Consider the following 16,344-nt stretch of genomic DNA (forward strand, 5'->3'; position numbering starts at 1 on the left):
AGAAAGATCAACCATCTGGTTGGTTGATTTGCGATAATGATCACAGGACATTTGATAACCTGATGAAAGTACAAGTTTTTGCCCTTTTTTCTGGAGCTGAAATCAAATCAGGTTATGATAGACATCATGAAGAGGATGTGGGGAAGCGTTATGTATCTTGATACCAGCAACGTACAAAGCCTGAAGGAAAAACTATTATTATGCGCGGTTAATGAATTTGCCGAATATGGTTATGAAGGGGCCAGAGTCGATAATATTGTGAAGGCTGCGGGGTGTAGTAAACAGACGGTTTATCACCATTTTGGTAATAAAGAAAATTTATTTATCGAAGTGCTGGAATATACCTGGAACGATATTCGACAAAAAGAAAAATCCCTTGATGTTTCAGGTCTTCCTCCACAAAAGGCAATTGAAAAAATCATCGACTTTACCTGGGATTATTACATTGCTAACCCCTGGTTTTTAAAAATTGTGCATAGTGAAAACCAAAGCAAAGGTGTGCACTATGCAAAATCACAGCGTCTTCAGGAAATTAACTACGCGCATTTACAGTTAATGGAATCGTTATTGGCTGAAGGGAAGAAACGTAATATTTTTAAGCCAGATATCGATCCGTTGCAGGTGAATATTAATATTGCCGCGCTTGGAGGATATTATTTAATCAACCAGCATACGCTTGGTCTGGTTTATCACATCAGTATGGTTTCACCGCAGGCACTGGAAGCCAGACGTAAGGTCATCAAAGAGACGCTCCTTAGCTGGCTTCTGGTTGACCCTTCATCTACCGCGCACGAATAAAACTGCCATCCGGCTGGCGGGTAAACAGAACCTGTTGATTATTCTCCGTATCAATAGTTAAGCCCGTCACCACGCCGCTGGCGTTCTGGCGGATTTTTACTATCTGCCCATTTTGCAAATTACTCAGCGGTTTACCCGCGCCTTCTACCTGCGCCATCGCATAGACATCGGTGGCGGGCAGACCGTGGTCGCGGAATAGCTGTGCCATCGTTTTGCCCGGTTCGACACGGTAAGAGCGCCACTGATTATCAATTCCGCTATCTGGCTGGAAAGGTTGCGTTTGCGTAGCTTGCGGCTGCTCTTCCGGTTGACCTTCCTGTATTGGTTCTGGAGCGACCGGGGCAACTTGATCCGGATCGTTTTGCGGCGTAACTAGCTGCGCCCGCAGTTGTTCTTCCGTCGGCGGCTGAGATTGCGACTGAATATCCAGCTGCGCTTCACGCGTCACGACGGGGGAGTCGGGCGCATCCTCAGACGGAAGCAGAAAACCGACCACCAAAATAATGGCGGCAATAATAATCCCCCGACGATGCATCGGAGGTAGCGGATCCATGAAGCGAAAGTTGTCCGGCGCGTGCCAGACCTTCTCCAGGGTTGGTTTTAGTTCAAAGCGCCCGGGCATGGTTTCCTCCTGCTCCGCGTCTTGTTCCTCAATCATAGCCTATGAATAAGCTAACGCTATGATGTCCGTGGTAAACCCGCCTTTATTATATTCATACGGGATATTGTTATTGTTTCTTTTTCCCCGGGATTTGTCATCACTCTCGCGACAAAGTTTTACCCAAGGAAGTGTGGCTGATATGCTGCCCGTTACTTTATACCCTGAGGAAGGAAATACGATGACCACCCCAACTTTTGACACCATCGAAGCGCAAGCAAGCTACGGCATTGGTTTGCAGGTAGGGCAACAACTGAGTGAATCTGGTCTGGAAGGGCTGCTGCCAGAAGCGCTGGTTGCAGGTATTGCCGACGCGCTGGAAGGCAAACATCCGGCTGTTCCGGTTGATGTGGTGCACCGCGCGCTGCGTGAAATCCATGAACGTGCCGATGCTGTTCGTCGTCAGCGTTTCCAGTCGATGGCTGCTGAAGGTGTGAAATATCTTGAAGAAAACGCTAAAAAAGAAGGCGTGAACAGCACCGAATCCGGCCTGCAATTCCGCGTGATCAACCAGGGCGAAGGCGCAATTCCTGCCCGTACCGACCGCGTTCGCGTTCATTACACCGGTAAACTGATCGACGGTACTGTATTTGACAGCTCCGTTGCCCGTGGCGAACCGGCTGAGTTTCCGGTTAACGGCGTGATCCCTGGCTGGATTGAAGCACTGACTCTGATGCCAGTAGGTTCTAAGTGGGAACTGACTATCCCGCAGGAACTGGCCTATGGCGAGCGCGGCGCTGGCGCGTCCATCCCACCGTTCAGCACCCTGGTGTTTGAAGTCGAGCTGCTGGAAATCCTCTAAGCAGCGTATTCTGTTCCCCTCGAGCCAGAGGGGAGCAGGCATTTAGCAATAAACCCTTCAGTTTGCCAAACGACGCTATTTTGTGTTGCAAAGACCACGTAAGCGTGTATTTTTGTGAGCTGTTTCGCGTTATCACCGTGATATGACACTCACTTTAAACATTAAATTAACATTAGATCTAAATCTTAGTATTCATCCCGCTTATTGTTTCCTAATATCGATGAGTCCCGATACAGATTCGTCGTATCATAGACTGACTAAAGGCCGCAGAGCCTGAACAACACAGACAGGAAGAAAAAAACATGGTAGATCAGGTAAAAGTCGTTGCCGATGATCAGGCTCCGGCTGAACAGTCGCTACGGCGCAATCTCACAAACCGACATATTCAGCTTATTGCCATTGGCGGTGCCATAGGTACAGGGTTGTTTATGGGTTCCGGTAAAACAATCAGTCTTGCCGGGCCGTCGATCATTTTTGTTTATATGATCATCGGCTTTATGCTCTTTTTCGTGATGCGAGCAATGGGGGAATTGCTGCTTTCGAATCTGGAATACAAATCTTTTAGTGACTTCGCTTCCGATTTATTAGGACCGTGGGCAGGATATTTCACTGGCTGGACTTATTGGTTCTGTTGGGTGGTTACCGGTATGGCGGATGTTGTCGCTATTACCGCTTACGCGCAGTTCTGGTTCCCAGGGCTTTCCGACTGGGTGGCGTCGCTGTCGGTGATCATTCTGTTGCTGGTTCTTAATCTCGCGACCGTGAAAATGTTTGGTGAGATGGAGTTCTGGTTTGCGATGATCAAAATCGTCGCCATCGTGTCGCTGATTGTCGTTGGTCTGATCATGGTGATGATGCACTTCCAGTCTCCGACTGGCGTAGAAGCGTCGTTTGCGCATTTGTGGAATGATGGCGGCTGGTTCCCGAAAGGCTTAAGCGGCTTCTTTGCCGGATTCCAGATAGCGGTTTTCGCTTTCGTGGGGATTGAGCTGGTGGGTACGACGGCTGCGGAAACGAAAGATCCGGAGAAATCACTGCCACGCGCGATTAACTCCATTCCGATCCGCATCATTATGTTCTACGTCTTCGCGCTGATTGTAATTATGTCCGTGACGCCGTGGAGTTCTGTGGTCGCGGAGAAAAGCCCATTTGTTGAACTGTTTGTGCTGGTGGGGCTGCCTGCGGCGGCAAGCGTGATTAACTTTGTGGTGCTGACCTCTGCGGCGTCTTCTGCTAACAGCGGCGTATTCTCTACCAGCCGTATGCTGTTTGGTCTGGCGCAGGAAGGCGTCGCGCCGAAAGCGTTCGCTAAACTCTCTAAACGCGCAGTACCAGCGAAAGGGCTGACCTTCTCTTGCATCTGTCTGCTCGGCGGCGTGGTGATGTTGTATGTGAACCCAAGCGTGATTGGCGCGTTCACGATGATCACCACTGTTTCGGCGATTCTGTTTATGTTCGTCTGGACGATTATTCTTTGTTCGTACCTGGTGTATCGCAAACAGCGTCCGCACCTGCATGAGAAGTCGATCTACAAGATGCCGCTCGGCAAACTGATGTGCTGGGTATGTATGGCGTTCTTTGTGTTCGTCATCGTGCTGCTGACGCTGGAAGATGACACGCGCCAGGCGCTGCTGGTTACCCCGTTATGGTTTATCGCACTGGGGCTGGGCTGGTTGTTTATTGGTAAGAAGCGTATAGCGAAGTAATGCCGCGTTTATAATACTGAAAGGCACCTGCGGGTGCCTTTGTCTTTATATATTCCTAAAAAAACCTACCATCATAGACAGCTCTCAGGCGCGGGCTTACCGTGGATCTTTGCCACTCATTGCCGAGTTCACTATGGCTAAGCACAGTTGGTTATTAATCGCCGCATTACCTCTCTCCATTTCACCTTCCTGGGGCGCAGATTTTTATTACCGCCAGCAGGAGAAAGGCACGGTTTATGTTGCCGAACAGAAAGGGGAAAAAGATGAGATCCTCTCCGAATTACCGGATATTAATTTTTCCCGCCTCTGGCGTATTGCTAATTTAGCCAATAACCAAGAAACCCGCTTACTGTCCGATTTTAATCCCGATAAGTTTGACTGCGATGATGAGGGGGATTGCCAGCATACCTGGCTCACCGATGGACGTTCTGTCCTTTGGGTAGGCAAAGTTCTGAAAAACCCATCCGGTAAACCTAATGTCGATGCCGCCAGTTTCCAGGCATTCGGCGCTTTCGCCGCCGATAAACGCAGCGTCTATTTTGACGGCCAGCGTACCGATGATAATAGCGGTGATAAGCAGGTGGATATGTCAACGCTGGAAGAGACGGACATCTGGAATTTACTGCGTGATAAAAATAGCCTCTGGCATAAAGGTCGCTGGCTGGGTCATGCCGATGGATTTCAAATCATGCGGCATGATTCAGCTCTGCAATTTGTTGTGCTGACAAATTCGCAGGTGATTGTTAATGGCAAGCCGCTGCCCGCCGATCGCAAAACCTTTCAGATTAAACGTTGGATGCCTGGCGAACGATTGATTTATTGCGATAAAAGCGGCGAGCATGACTATGAGCTGGAGGATATTGGTCACAGCTGTGCGTCATTTAAAATTGGTTTGAAGAATGTGTTCTGGCTTAAACAAGAAGCAACGCCAGCGGGGAGTGATTGTGTTTATGAAACGCTGGCGGGGGTAGATCCGGAAAAATTTACCTTATTAACCTGGTCGGTAGGCTATTACAAAGCTCAATTCTATAAGGTTAAAACCAATACATTAGGTGAAGGTGAACTGATAATGCCCAGGCCAGAGGATGTTTCTGAACTATTGGAGAGGGGAAGCATGGTAACTGGCTACATGTATATCACCACAGACGGGCAACTCTACAGTCACCAACTTGGTGGATTAACCACAATTGACGGAAAACACTACGAGCAAACTAAATGGCTGCGTTACAACCCCATTTCAGCAGAATGGTCAACGGTGAAGCAACCTCCGAGCGGTCTGAAACCCTTATTTAAATAACCTCTTACACGCTAACAGCTTCAGGATGATGCTATGTTGCCAATTAAACCCGTTTGTCTCGCACTGGCTTTATTTTCAACCGCTTCAATAGCCTGCTCCGGCGTGCCTTATGCCGCTTTTTACTACCAGCCGTGGGGCCAGGGCACAAAATATATCGTTGAAGATAGTGACGGTTACGGTATCGATTTTCCGGATATTCATTTGCCGCAGGTGAAGTTCAAACAGTTACGCCGCGTAGCTGACGGCACTGATGGAGAATATGATTCTCCAGATGATATCAATAATGATTTTGTGCGGGTGGCTCCCTTTTCTGGCTATCGGTCAAATGGCGGCTGGCGTTTCGACTGGTTGACTGATGGCCGCCATATTTTATGGGCTGGGAAAATAGTCCAGAACCCGCCGGGAGCACCGAAAGTCGATGCCGCAACATTCCGCGCATGGGGGCGTTTTGCTGCCGATAAAGACAGCCTCTATTTTGATGGTGAACGCACGGATGATAACCGCGGCGAAAAGCAGGTCGATATGGATTCACTGCAACAGGTGGGAGGGATAATTTACGCAGGTGATTCCGCAGATGTATTGAAAGATCGTCGCAATATTTACTTTCAGGGGCGCTGGCTGGGCAGTGCGCAAGGGTATTCTATTCTTGGCGTTAAATCCTGGACACGTCGTCCCATTATTTATTCCCCCAATAGCTGCGAAAGCAAAAGTAATCCGGGACCATGGGATACCATCTGGCGGACCAAATCGCAGGTCTTTGTCAACGGAGATGCCATCAACGCCGATCCGGATACCTTTCAGATTGTGCGCTGGAGAGCCGGTTCCCTGCTGATTTATCGCGATAAAGATGGGGAAAAACGTTATTCGTTCGGAAAGGATTGCCGGAGTACGTTTGACCTACAGCGGGATAAAGTAACATGGATGACCCGAGATGCTTCCAGGCGCGCTAATGATTGCCGGGTTGCGACCATTCCTGATGTTGATCCGGAATATTTTCGCCACCTGACGGATAATGTGGCGCAATATAAAGATTCGCTCTATCTGGTGAAGTATGTTTCTGCGGTAGAAAAAACACTGTCGGTCATTCATTTACCGGACCCGCAACAAGAATTACAGGAAGGCATTAATATTGTCAGGAATAAAGTTTATTTCATTGCGAGCGATGATGTGAACATTTTCGATATTAATGGGCATTGGCAGTGGTATAAAAGCCCCGCCGGCACACCATTAAATTATTTAGCACATGACGATCGCTATACGTATTTTATTGATGAAGACACGGTTGAGCATTTTGAACTGAAAGGCCAATGGACGTGGTTTAAAGACGCCAATGGTCAATTATCAGATACCTTTGCTCATGATGACCACTATATTTATTACGTAGGCGATGGGCTGGTTCGTGATGCGAAGCGGCGTAATGAGACTCGACAACTCAATGCGGCGCATCTTGATAAAAACGGCAGTCTGCTTACCGTTGAAGGTAAGTACACCAGCTACAATAATGAATTACTTCCACTGAGTGACTGAATCATTTAACAATCAACGATCCTGTACTTGTCAGGATCGTTGATCGAACAAATTACTCACCCGCCAGTGCGCGCGGGAACAGCACATTGTTTTCCAGACTGATGTGCTCCATCAGGTCATCAATCAGTTCATTAATGCCGTTATACATCGCTTTCCAGGTGGTGCAGGCTTCCGGCGGCGGTGTGACGTTATTGGTAGTGTGTTTAATCACTTCCAACAGTTCGCCCGCTTCATCGTGCTCGCTTTCCATCACGCTGATTGGCCCCATTGCCTGGCTACCCATGCCTTGTTTAATCATCGGGAAGAGGATCTGCTCTTCTTTCATCATGTGGCTGGAAAGCTCTTCATGCAGCATGGTCAGGTATTTTGTCAGCCCTTTTGGCACGCTCGGTTTGTCGGCGTGAACGCGCTCTACTTTGGTAGCTTGCAGAATCAGTTCCGGCAGTTGTTCGCGGTGACGATCGTGGTAGCGCACGATGATATGGTCGATGATTTCCGCCAGCGGGGCGCTGCGCCAGTCTTTCTCAATCGGTTGTTCAGCAAGTTTTGCCAGTTCGGTTTCAATGACCTCAACATCCAGTTCCTTACGTGCCGCCGCGCGCGCCAGCGTCTGCTTACCGCCGCAGCAGTAATCCATATCATATTTACGAAACAGAGCCGAAGCGCGAGGAATAGAGAGCGCCAGTTCACCTAAAGGTTGGTCGCGATAAGCCATAGCTGATACCTCATTCTTAATAATATAAGATGCATTTTAAATGCATCTTTAAGGCAAAAGCTATAACCCTTACGTAGCAGAGGCTTATTTAACTCACTGCCAGCATGTCAACTTTCTGAGACAGATTGAGTTAAAGGCTTTTCCGGTTTTGCTCTGACCGCAATAACCACGCCAACCACTAACAGCGCGATACCGCTCAGCGTCATTAGCGGCGGCATTTGCTGGCGGAGTAAAAAGGTGTACAGCAAACCTGCCAGCGTTTCGAAAACAATCAGCGGCCCGAGAATCACTGTCGGTAATCGCTGGCTGGCGACGTTCCAGCAGAGTGCACCGACCCATGAGCAAAGCACGGCAATCGCAATCATCAGGCTAATAAACACCAGCGGACGGGGGCCAAAGGGTAGGGAGAATTGCGGCGTTTGGGTATTCAGCCAGTAACAAGCGACGAGATAGCCGATGAGAGAAACCGGCAGCGTGACCAGCGCCTGCGCCGTCGCCCACATCATCGGATGTTTGTCGGGGTTTTCCCGCAGCCAGCGGGCGTTGCGCAGGGCATACCACGCCCAACAGACTACAGAGACTGACGCCAGCACGATGCCAGAGGTATAACGTGCCCAGTCAAAATCGGGGAGTCCGTGGTTTAACTCAGCAATATTCACACACGCCAGGCCGATGCCAATACAAACCAGCGCCGGGGCGAGTTTCCCCCATGCGAGTTTGCCGTCGCGCTGGCTGTAAAGCAGATTGGCGAAGACGGGAATAACCACCGGCAGGGTGCCGATAATCATCGTGGAAACAGGTGCGCCGGTACGTTGAATGGCACTGGCGAGACAGAAGTAATAGATGAGGTTACCCATCATGGTGAGCATCAAGGCGGTAAACCAGTCGCGACGCGCCAACTGACGCAGACGCACGCGCCCCAGCCAGGCAATGGGTAGCGCAATTAACCCTAACGCCAGATAACGCCCCATCGACTGCAACATCGCCGGGTATTCCGGTACGATCAACGGCCCGACAAAAATAAGACCCCACATCAACCCTGCTAACAGGGCGTACAGCACGCCGCTAATCATCACTGGCATCCACTGGTCTGTCAGAAGAAAGTTCAGGAAGCAGACATGATTGCTCCCGGCATCCCGTCATTATCAGAGAGGATGCGGGAGGATGCCACTTTAATTAACTAGTTATTAACATTAAAAAGATTGCTTACGCTTTCGGCTAACGTTGTCGTCGGGCGACCAATCAGTTTACTCAGCGTTTTGCTGTCATCAAACAGACCGCCTTTTGACGCGCCAACATCCGAATCAGCCAGCATGTCCGCCAGACCCGCAGGCAGTCCGACGCCTTTCAGCGCAGCGGCGAAATCGGCTTCGCTCAGGTTCTGGTAGGTAACCGGCTTGCCGCTCTGTTTGCTTAGCTCTGCCGCTAACTGTGTCAGCGTCCAGGCGCTGTCGCCCGCCAGTTCATAAACTTTGCCTTCGTGACCAGCTTCGCTAATCACGCGCGCGGCGGCTGCTGCATAATCTGTCCGCATTGCTGAGGCAATTTTGCCATCGCCCGCCGCACCGATGAATACGCCGTGCTCCAGTGCTGCCGGGGCGCTGGCAAGGTAGTTTTCGGTGTACCAGCCATTGCGCAGCAGGGTATAAGCGATACCAGAATCAGCCAGCATTTTCTCCGTCTCGATATGCTCAGCAGCCAGGCCAAGCGGGGATGTATCTGCGTGTAGCAGGCTGGTGTAAGCGATAAATTTCACGCCAGCCGCCTTTGCGGCATTAATAACATTACGATGCTGCGAGGCACGCTGTCCCACTTCGCTGGAAGAGATCAGCAGTAGTTTCTCCACGCCCTGTAGCGCAGATGTCAGTGCGGCTTCATTGCCGTAGTCAGCCTGACGCACGGTAATGCCTTGTGCGCTCAATGCCTGGGCTTTTGCCGGGTTACGTGCGATAGCCACTATTTGGCTGGCAGGAACGGTTTTCACCAGGGACTCAATAACATAGTGACCAAGTTGGCCGGTTGCGCCGGTAATAGCGATCATGGAAAGCCTCCATCGGTTTGTCTTGTGTTTAAATACGCTACCACCTAAACTTACTTTTAGTAAGTACGTACAAAAAGGTAAGTATGAAATGAGTCAGGTTAGTCTGTCGCAACAACTGAAAGAGGGAAATCTCTTCGCTGAACAGTGCCCGTCGCGCGAGGTGCTGAAACACGTCACCAGCCGTTGGGGGGTATTGATTCTGGTGGCGCTACGTGAAGGCACTCATCGCTTTAGCGACCTGCGCCGTAAAATGGGCGGGGTGAGTGAAAAGATGCTTGCGCAGTCGTTACAGGCGTTAGAGCAGGATGGGTTTCTTAACCGTATCTCGTATCCGGTGGTGCCGCCGCATGTGGAATATAGCCTCACGCCGCTGGGCGAGCAGGTGAGCGAAAAGGTTGCTGCACTGGCAGACTGGATTGAGTTGAATTTGCCAGAGGTGCTGGCGGTGCGGGATGAACGTGCGGCATAACTGCCGGATGCGCTGCGCTTATCCGGCCTACGGTTCATGGTTTGTAGGGCGGATAAGATGCGCCAGCATCGCATCCGCCAATAAATGCCGGATGCGGTTGATGGTTTGTAGACCGAAAAAGATGTGTATTACTGACTCAAATCCACCTGATAAATCGCAAACCCGATATCATCGGTCGCGACTTTATTCATCGGATACTGCCCTTTCTCTTTAATAAACGCTGCGGCTTTATCTGACGGAGATGTTTCAAAACGGATATCCAGTTTTTTATCGCCAGCAATCGGCGCTAGACGCCAGTTGTTATCTGCCGCCGGGTGGATTTCCCCCGCACGTTTCGACTCTTCAGCAATCCACGCTGCCAGTACCGAGCGGTTCTCATCCGGTGAAGCAAAGGCAATATGGCTATCACCTGTTCCGGCAAATTTGCCGCCGTAAGCGCGATAGTTATTGGTGGCAACGAGGAACATCGCGTTCGGATCAATCGGCTTGCCGTTAAAGGTCAGGTTCTTAATCCTTTCAGCATTGGCATTAATCATCTGGCACTCGCCGTCATAACGGGCGGGCTGGGTAACATCAATCTGATAATTCACACCATCAATCACATCAAAGTTATAGGTGCGGAAACCATCCCAGTTAATTAAAGACTGTGGTTGAGTGCTGTTAGGATCAATCTGGTTAAACTGCCCGGCGGAGCACTCCAGCCACTCTTTCACCTCTTTACCGCTGGCTTTCACCACGATAAGCGTATTGGGATAGAGATAGAGATCGGCGGCGTTGCGGAAGGTTAGCTGGCCTTTTTCCACTTCAACATAGCTTGCTGGGTCGTTTTTGCGACCGCCAACTTTAAACGGCGCGGCAGCAGAGAGCACGGGCAGTTTTGCCAGGTCCGGATCGCCCTGGATGTAATGTTCGACATACGCTTTTTGCGCGTTGTTCACCACCTGCACGGTCGGATCATCCTGCACCAGCGCCAGATAGCTATACATATTGTCGGCAGATTTACCGATTGGCTTGCTGACGAACTGGCGTGTGGCATCGTGATCGGCTTTGAGTGTTTCTACCAGCTTGCTGTCTTCTGCGGCGAGAGATTTTTTATTGGTGATATCGTAAATAGGTCGTGCTTCGGCTTTGGCCTGCGTCACCTGCCATTTCCCGCTGTCATTATTGAGTTGCAGATCAACCACGCCCAGATGATCGCCCCACATGCCAGGCATAACCGCCGGAACGCCGTTCAGCGTACCTTTGGCGATATCAGCCCCTTTAATATCGGCAAAATCTTTACTCGGGAAGACGGCGTGAGCATGGCCAAACATAATGGCGTCAACGCCCGGAATTTCACTGAGATAATAAACCGAGTTTTCCGCCATTACTTTATACGGATCGGCAGACAAACCAGAATGAGCCAGAACGACAACAATATCAGCCCCTTTCTCGCGCATTTCTGGTACGTACTTGCGCACTGTTTCAGTAATATCGTTAACGGTGACTTTGCCGGATAAATTGGCTTTATCCCAGCTCATAATCTGCGGTGGCACGACGCCGATGTAGCCAATCTTCAGTGTCTGTTTTTTCCCGTCTTTATCGACCACTTCGGTGTCTTTAATTAAATACGGCGTAAACATTGGCTGTTTGGTCTTAGCGTCAATGACGTTGGCATTAACATAGGGGAATTTCGCTCCAGCCAGCGCATTTTTCAGGTAATCCAGACCGTAGTTAAATTCATGATTGCCGAGTGTGCCGACGGTATAATCCAGCGTATTCAGCGCTTTATAGACCGGATGAATATCACCGGCTTTTAATCCTTTTGCCGACATGTAATCTGCCAGCGGACTCCCCTGAATCAAATCGCCGTTATCGACCAGCACGCTGTTTTTCACTTCATTACGTGCGTCATTAATCAGACTCGCAGTACGAACCAGTCCGAATTTTTCTGTGGCGGAGTCTTTGTAATAATCGAAATCCATCATATTGCTATGCAAATCAGAGGTTTCCATTATGCGGAGATCGACTGTTGCCGCATTCACACTGGCGGCAATCAGCGTAGCAAGAAGCGTTGCACTAAACTTAACCATCTGGGCATCCTTTTATGAATGAGTAGATGAAACGTCTTTCATACAGAGCGTTGAAGGATGCCATAAATAATAAATCAGGAAACGATGACGCCATCACAGTTGGCGGATTCTTTAACGATAGGGTATAAGTAAAACAACGAGTTAACACCACTGAAACAAAAGAGGTGGAGAATGTTAGAACAAGTATGTCAACTCGCACGGATTGCGGGCGATGCCATTATGCAGGTCTACGACGGGACAAAACCGATGGACGTCGTCAGCAAAGCGGATAACTCACCGGTGACAGCGGCGGACATTGCCGCGCATACCGTAATCATGGACGGTTTACGTACGCTGACGCCGGATATTCCGGTTCTGTCTGAAGAAGATCCTCCCGGCTGGGAAGTCCGTCAGCACTGGCAACGATACTGGCTGGTGGACCCGCTGGATGGCACTAAAGAGTTTATTAAACGTAACGGCGAATTCACCGTTAATATTGCGCTCATCGACCACGGAAAACCGATTTTAGGTGTGGTGTATGCGCCAGTAATGAACGTAATGTACAGTGCGGCAGAAGGAAAAGCCTGGAAAGAAGAGTGCGGCGTGCGCAAGCAGATTCAGGTACGCGATGCGCGGCCGCCGCTGGTGGTCATCAGCCGATCCCATGCGGATGCAGAGCTGAAAGAGTATCTGCAACAGCTTGGCGAACATCAGACGACGTCCATTGGCTCTTCGCTGAAATTCTGTCTGGTGGCGGAAGGGCAGGCGCAGCTCTACCCACGTTTCGGACCAACCAATATTTGGGACACTGCCGCCGGCCACGCTGTTGCTGCCGCAGCCGGAGCGCACGTACACGATTGGCAGGGTAAACCGCTGGATTATACCCCGCGTGAATCGTTCCTGAATCCAGGATTCAGAGTTTCTATTTATTGAGCAACTTATGCAGCAAGTCCATCACTTGCTGCACCTCTTCCTGGGTGAGCGCTCCGTCCTTCGCCCATTGCACACGGCCGTCTTTATCGAGCACGGCAATGGCAGAACTCTCTTCATCCAACTGCCAGGCGCCGCGCGCGACACCGTTGCTATCGACAATAAACTGCGACCATGGATAAAGCTTTTTATTACTTTCCAGACTGCTGCGCACAAACATGCCGGAACCCGGAATTGCGTCATCTGTGTTGACAATGGTGGTGGTCTGGTAGCGATCGTGCGGCAACTTCGCCGATTTAATCGCTTCTATTAGCGTCGCGTTTTTCTCTTTGGCTGACGTACGACCAGCAATATGTTGTAGCACTCGCACTTTTCCCGCTAACTGCGCGCTGTTCCAGGTTTTGTAGCTAAACTGATCTTTATCAAGCACCAACTCGCCACGATCGGTAATGCCAATCGGCGGTACTCGCTGGCCGGTTTCGAACTGATGTGCGGAGGCCATCATCGGCAGCAGCAGGCAGGTGAGGGCCAGAATCTTGCGTAGAGTCATGGTGTTTCCTTCTTATGATATGCAGGTGATCCGACCACTTGGGTCTGACTTTTAATCATATGTGCTATTTATCGAAAATCACGCAAGTGTGATGCCAGTTTGCGGACAAGCGCACAAATCATATGAAAAATGAATGCTTATACTAAAGATTCTGATTAGGCGAAAAGATAATTCTGAATAATTGTAACGTTACGGTAAAAAAACTCATACAGGCTGGAAACATTACCGCAGTAGTCTATAGTCATTAGGCATTAAAATTTGCGCCTCATAATAGTTGGACCGATTGTGGTACCGCAAAGGCGTAATACTCAGCAGGAGACAACAATGAAAATTTTCCAACGGTACAACCCACTGCAAGTGGCGAAGTACGTGAAGATCCTGTTTCGTGGACGGTTATACATCAAGGATGTTGGCGCTTTTGAATTTGATAAGGGTAAAATTCTTATCCCAAAAGTGAAGGATAAACTGCATTTATCAGTGATGTCCGAAGTAAACCGTCAGGTTATGCGTCTGCAAACAGAGATGGCTTAACCAAAGTGCTATGCAGTAATAAGACGGCTCCTGATTCAGGAGCCGTTGATGTTTCTGAGGTTATGCGACGTTTTCTTCTTTATCTTTGTCTTTATCTTTAGCGTCAGTCAGTTTTGGCGAAAGGACGGTGGCTTTGCTGTCGATCCGCGTTACCAGCAGCTGGTCGATGCGGTAGTTATCGATATCCACTACTTCAAATTTGTAGCCGGCGAATTTCACCGAATCAGTGCGTTTGGGGATCTTACGCAGCATAAACATCATAAAGCCGCCAATGGTTTCGTAATTGCCTGACTGCGGGAACTCGTCAATATCCAGTACACGCATCACGTCATCAATCGGTGTTCCGCCATCGATTAGCCATGAGTTCTCATCACGCGCCACAATCTGCTCTTCCAGACCCTGACCAACCAGATCGCCCATCAGTGTGGTCATCACGTCGTTGAGGGTGATAATCCCCACAACCAGCGCGTATTCATTCATGATTACTGCAAAGTCTTCGCCCGCAGTTTTAAAACTTTCCAGCGCCTCAGAAAGGGTCAGCGTGTCTGGCACGATCAGCGTGTTGCGAATTTGTACGCCACTGTTCAGCGCCAGGCTTTGATTGGCCAGCACGCGGTTAAGCAGATCTTTCGAATCCACATAGCCGATGATGTGGTCGATATCTTCAGTACAGACGAGGAATTTTGAGTGCGGATGTTCCGCCACTTTATTCTTCAGACTTTGCTCGTCTTCGTGGAGATCGAACCAGATGACGTTCTCACGCGGAGTCATAGACGACGGGACAGTACGGGATTCAAGCTCGAACACGTTTTCAATCAGTTCATGCTCTTGTTTACGTAATACCCCCGCCAGCGCTCCCGCTTCTACTACCGCGTAAATATCATCGGAAGTGATGTCATCCTTGCGCACCATCGGCAGTTTAAAGATACGGAAGATCATGTTCGCCAGGCCGTTGAAGAACCACACCAACGGGGTGCAGACGTACAGGCAGAAGCGCATCGGGTTGATGATACGCAAAGCCACAGCTTCTGGCGCAATCATACCGATGCGTTTCGGGGTTAAATCCGCAAACAGGATAAACATGCCAGTCACTAACGAGAAAGAGAGAATAAAGCTCAGTTGCTCAGAGAGCTCTGCCGACATATAGCGGGAGAACAGGCTGTTAAAAGCCGGGGAAAACGCCGCATCACCGACGATACCGCCGAGAATCGCCACTGCGTTCAGACCGATTTGTACCACGGTAAAGAACATGCCGGGATTTTCCTGCATATTCATAACGCGTTGGGCATTTATATTGCCTTCATCAGCCAGCAGTTTAAGTTTGATTTTGCGTGAGGCGGCAAGCGAGATCTCGGACATCGAGAAGAACGCACTTACAGCGATCAAGCAGAGTATGACTAAAATACTGTTTAACATATCTTATCTAACCGTTCAGGTCAGATCCTCGGAAGGGGAAGTTGATTAATTTGTGTGAAATACACATTGAAAGCCGATTCGAAGAGAGTGAACCGGCATTTTCAGAGGCTAGTATAGCGTAAGGTACTGTAAAGTCGCCAGAGGGTTAAATTTTTGTCTCATTTCACTTTGGGGCCACCTTTTAATACTACACTTCAGGCGGCAGACAAACGCCTATTCCGCCAATTCCGCAATAGCCATAAGGGTTTTTATGTAGATACTGTTGGTGGTCATCTTCGGCATAATAGAACGGTGTGGCGTTAGCAATCTCGGTGGTTATCTGGCGATCGTCATCGGCGGTGAGCATTGCGGCCTGAAAACGTTCCAGACTAGCGCGGGCGGCGGCATCCTGTTCTGGCGTCAGCGGGTAAATCGCGGAACGGTACTGTGTGCCGTGATCATTACCTTGACGCATCCCTTGTGCAGGATCGTGGTTTTCCCAGAAAACCTGCAACAGTTGTTCATAGCTGATTACCGACGGATCGTAAACCACTCGCACCGCTTCGGCGTGGCCGGTCTCACCGGAACACACTTCCCGATAAGTCGGGTTTGGCGTGTAACCGCCAGTGTAGCCTGCGGCAGTACTGTAAACACCGGGAAGTTGCCAGAAAAGGCGTTCAACGCCCCAGAAACAGCCCATCGCAAAAATGGCGATCTCCATTCCGTCAGGCACATTTGTCATTGAGTGACCGTTGACCGCATGCAGCGTAGCTACGGGCATCGGGGTATTCCGTCCAGGAAGGGCATCGGTGGGGGAAACCAGATGCTTTTTATCAAATAAACTCATGGTGTCGTTCTCCCGAAAGTCGGTCAT

16 protein-coding genes are annotated in these 16,344 nt (G+C 49.8%); 8 read left to right on the forward strand and 8 right to left on the reverse strand.

Going from position 1 to position 16,344, the window contains the following annotated elements; all coding sequences use genetic code 11:
• Positions 1 to 150 precede the first annotated feature (150 nt).
• The gene (locus FEM44_RS13720) at positions 151 to 798 is read left to right on the forward strand and encodes a TetR/AcrR family transcriptional regulator (RefSeq protein WP_135523662.1); all 648 of its coding nucleotides are present in this window, start codon (positions 151 to 153) and stop codon (positions 796 to 798) included.
• On the opposite strand, the gene ytfB is transcribed toward FEM44_RS13720, so the two are convergent.
• Positions 782 to 1,420, reverse strand: a complete 639-nt coding sequence (ytfB, locus tag FEM44_RS13725; RefSeq protein ID WP_135523663.1) for a cell division protein YtfB — start codon at positions 1,418 to 1,420, stop codon at positions 782 to 784. The genes FEM44_RS13720 and ytfB overlap by 17 nt on opposite strands.
• Before the next feature lie 217 nt (positions 1,421 to 1,637).
• Here ytfB and fklB point away from each other — a divergent pair, with 217 nt between their 5' ends.
• From fklB to FEM44_RS13745, 4 genes are all read left to right on the forward strand, one after another.
• On the forward strand, positions 1,638 to 2,258 hold the full coding sequence (gene fklB, locus FEM44_RS13730) for an FKBP-type peptidyl-prolyl cis-trans isomerase (protein ID WP_064525832.1): 621 nt from the start codon (positions 1,638 to 1,640) through the stop codon (positions 2,256 to 2,258).
• A 302-nt stretch (positions 2,259 to 2,560) separates the two neighbouring features.
• On the forward strand, positions 2,561 to 3,964 hold the full coding sequence (gene cycA / locus FEM44_RS13735; protein WP_000228359.1) for a D-serine/D-alanine/glycine transporter: 1,404 nt from the start codon (positions 2,561 to 2,563) through the stop codon (positions 3,962 to 3,964).
• Between the two features lie 133 nt (positions 3,965 to 4,097).
• A complete protein-coding gene (locus FEM44_RS13740; RefSeq protein ID WP_135523664.1) occupies positions 4,098 to 5,261 on the forward strand; it encodes a hypothetical protein in 1,164 nt (387 codons plus the stop codon).
• Between the two features lie 33 nt (positions 5,262 to 5,294).
• A complete protein-coding gene (locus FEM44_RS13745) occupies positions 5,295 to 6,788 on the forward strand; it encodes a hypothetical protein (protein WP_135523665.1) in 1,494 nt (497 codons plus the stop codon).
• Between the two features lie 52 nt (positions 6,789 to 6,840).
• On the opposite strand, the gene ytfE is transcribed toward FEM44_RS13745, so the two are convergent.
• The 3 genes from ytfE to qorB form a co-directional block, all read right to left on the reverse strand.
• Positions 6,841 to 7,503, reverse strand: a complete 663-nt coding sequence (gene ytfE / locus FEM44_RS13750; protein WP_135523666.1) for an iron-sulfur cluster repair protein YtfE — start codon at positions 7,501 to 7,503, stop codon at positions 6,841 to 6,843.
• A 107-nt stretch (positions 7,504 to 7,610) separates the two neighbouring features.
• Positions 7,611 to 8,576, reverse strand: coding sequence for a DMT family transporter (locus FEM44_RS13755; RefSeq protein WP_135523674.1), 966 nt, complete (start codon positions 8,574 to 8,576; stop codon positions 7,611 to 7,613).
• A 107-nt stretch (positions 8,577 to 8,683) separates the two neighbouring features.
• Positions 8,684 to 9,544 carry an NAD(P)H:quinone oxidoreductase gene (gene qorB, locus FEM44_RS13760; RefSeq protein ID WP_135523667.1) on the reverse strand — a complete coding sequence of 287 codons (861 nt, stop codon included), beginning with the start codon at positions 9,542 to 9,544 and terminating at the stop codon, positions 8,684 to 8,686.
• An 88-nt stretch (positions 9,545 to 9,632) separates the two neighbouring features.
• Here qorB and FEM44_RS13765 point away from each other — a divergent pair, with 88 nt between their 5' ends.
• On the forward strand, positions 9,633 to 10,013 hold the full coding sequence (locus FEM44_RS13765; RefSeq protein ID WP_000084623.1) for a winged helix-turn-helix transcriptional regulator: 381 nt from the start codon (positions 9,633 to 9,635) through the stop codon (positions 10,011 to 10,013).
• Positions 10,014 to 10,141: 128 nt separating this feature from the next.
• Here FEM44_RS13765 and cpdB read toward each other — a convergent pair whose 3' ends face one another.
• The gene (cpdB, locus tag FEM44_RS13770; RefSeq protein ID WP_135523668.1) at positions 10,142 to 12,085 is read right to left on the reverse strand and encodes a 2',3'-cyclic-nucleotide 2'-phosphodiesterase; all 1,944 of its coding nucleotides are present in this window, start codon (positions 12,083 to 12,085) and stop codon (positions 10,142 to 10,144) included.
• 171 nt (positions 12,086 to 12,256) lie between these two features.
• Here cpdB and cysQ point away from each other — a divergent pair, with 171 nt between their 5' ends.
• Complete coding sequence (gene cysQ / locus FEM44_RS13775; protein ID WP_130206045.1) at positions 12,257 to 12,997, forward strand: 3'(2'),5'-bisphosphate nucleotidase CysQ; 741 nt, start codon at positions 12,257 to 12,259, stop codon at positions 12,995 to 12,997.
• Here cysQ and FEM44_RS13780 read toward each other — a convergent pair.
• Positions 12,987 to 13,544 carry a YtfJ family protein gene (locus FEM44_RS13780; protein ID WP_064525852.1) on the reverse strand — a complete coding sequence of 186 codons (558 nt, stop codon included), beginning with the start codon at positions 13,542 to 13,544 and terminating at the stop codon, positions 12,987 to 12,989. The genes cysQ and FEM44_RS13780 overlap by 11 nt on opposite strands.
• Before the next feature lie 324 nt (positions 13,545 to 13,868).
• Between FEM44_RS13780 and FEM44_RS13785 the strand changes: the two genes are divergently transcribed.
• Positions 13,869 to 14,075, forward strand: coding sequence for a DUF1107 domain-containing protein (locus FEM44_RS13785; RefSeq protein WP_000689228.1), 207 nt, complete (start codon positions 13,869 to 13,871; stop codon positions 14,073 to 14,075).
• Between the two features lie 60 nt (positions 14,076 to 14,135).
• Here the strand turns inward: FEM44_RS13785 and FEM44_RS13790 are convergent, their stop codons facing one another.
• Both FEM44_RS13790 and msrA read right to left on the reverse strand, forming a co-directional pair.
• Positions 14,136 to 15,491 carry a hemolysin family protein gene (locus FEM44_RS13790; RefSeq protein ID WP_130206047.1) on the reverse strand — a complete coding sequence of 452 codons (1,356 nt, stop codon included), beginning with the start codon at positions 15,489 to 15,491 and terminating at the stop codon, positions 14,136 to 14,138.
• A gap of 187 nt (positions 15,492 to 15,678) precedes the next feature.
• Positions 15,679 to 16,317, reverse strand: coding sequence for a peptide-methionine (S)-S-oxide reductase MsrA (gene msrA, locus FEM44_RS13795; RefSeq protein WP_130206049.1), 639 nt, complete (start codon positions 16,315 to 16,317; stop codon positions 15,679 to 15,681).
• Positions 16,318 to 16,344: the final 27 nt, after the last annotated feature.

The sequence above is a fragment of the Escherichia sp. E4742 genome (assembly GCF_005843885.1).
Classification (GTDB): domain Bacteria; phylum Pseudomonadota; class Gammaproteobacteria; order Enterobacterales; family Enterobacteriaceae; genus Escherichia.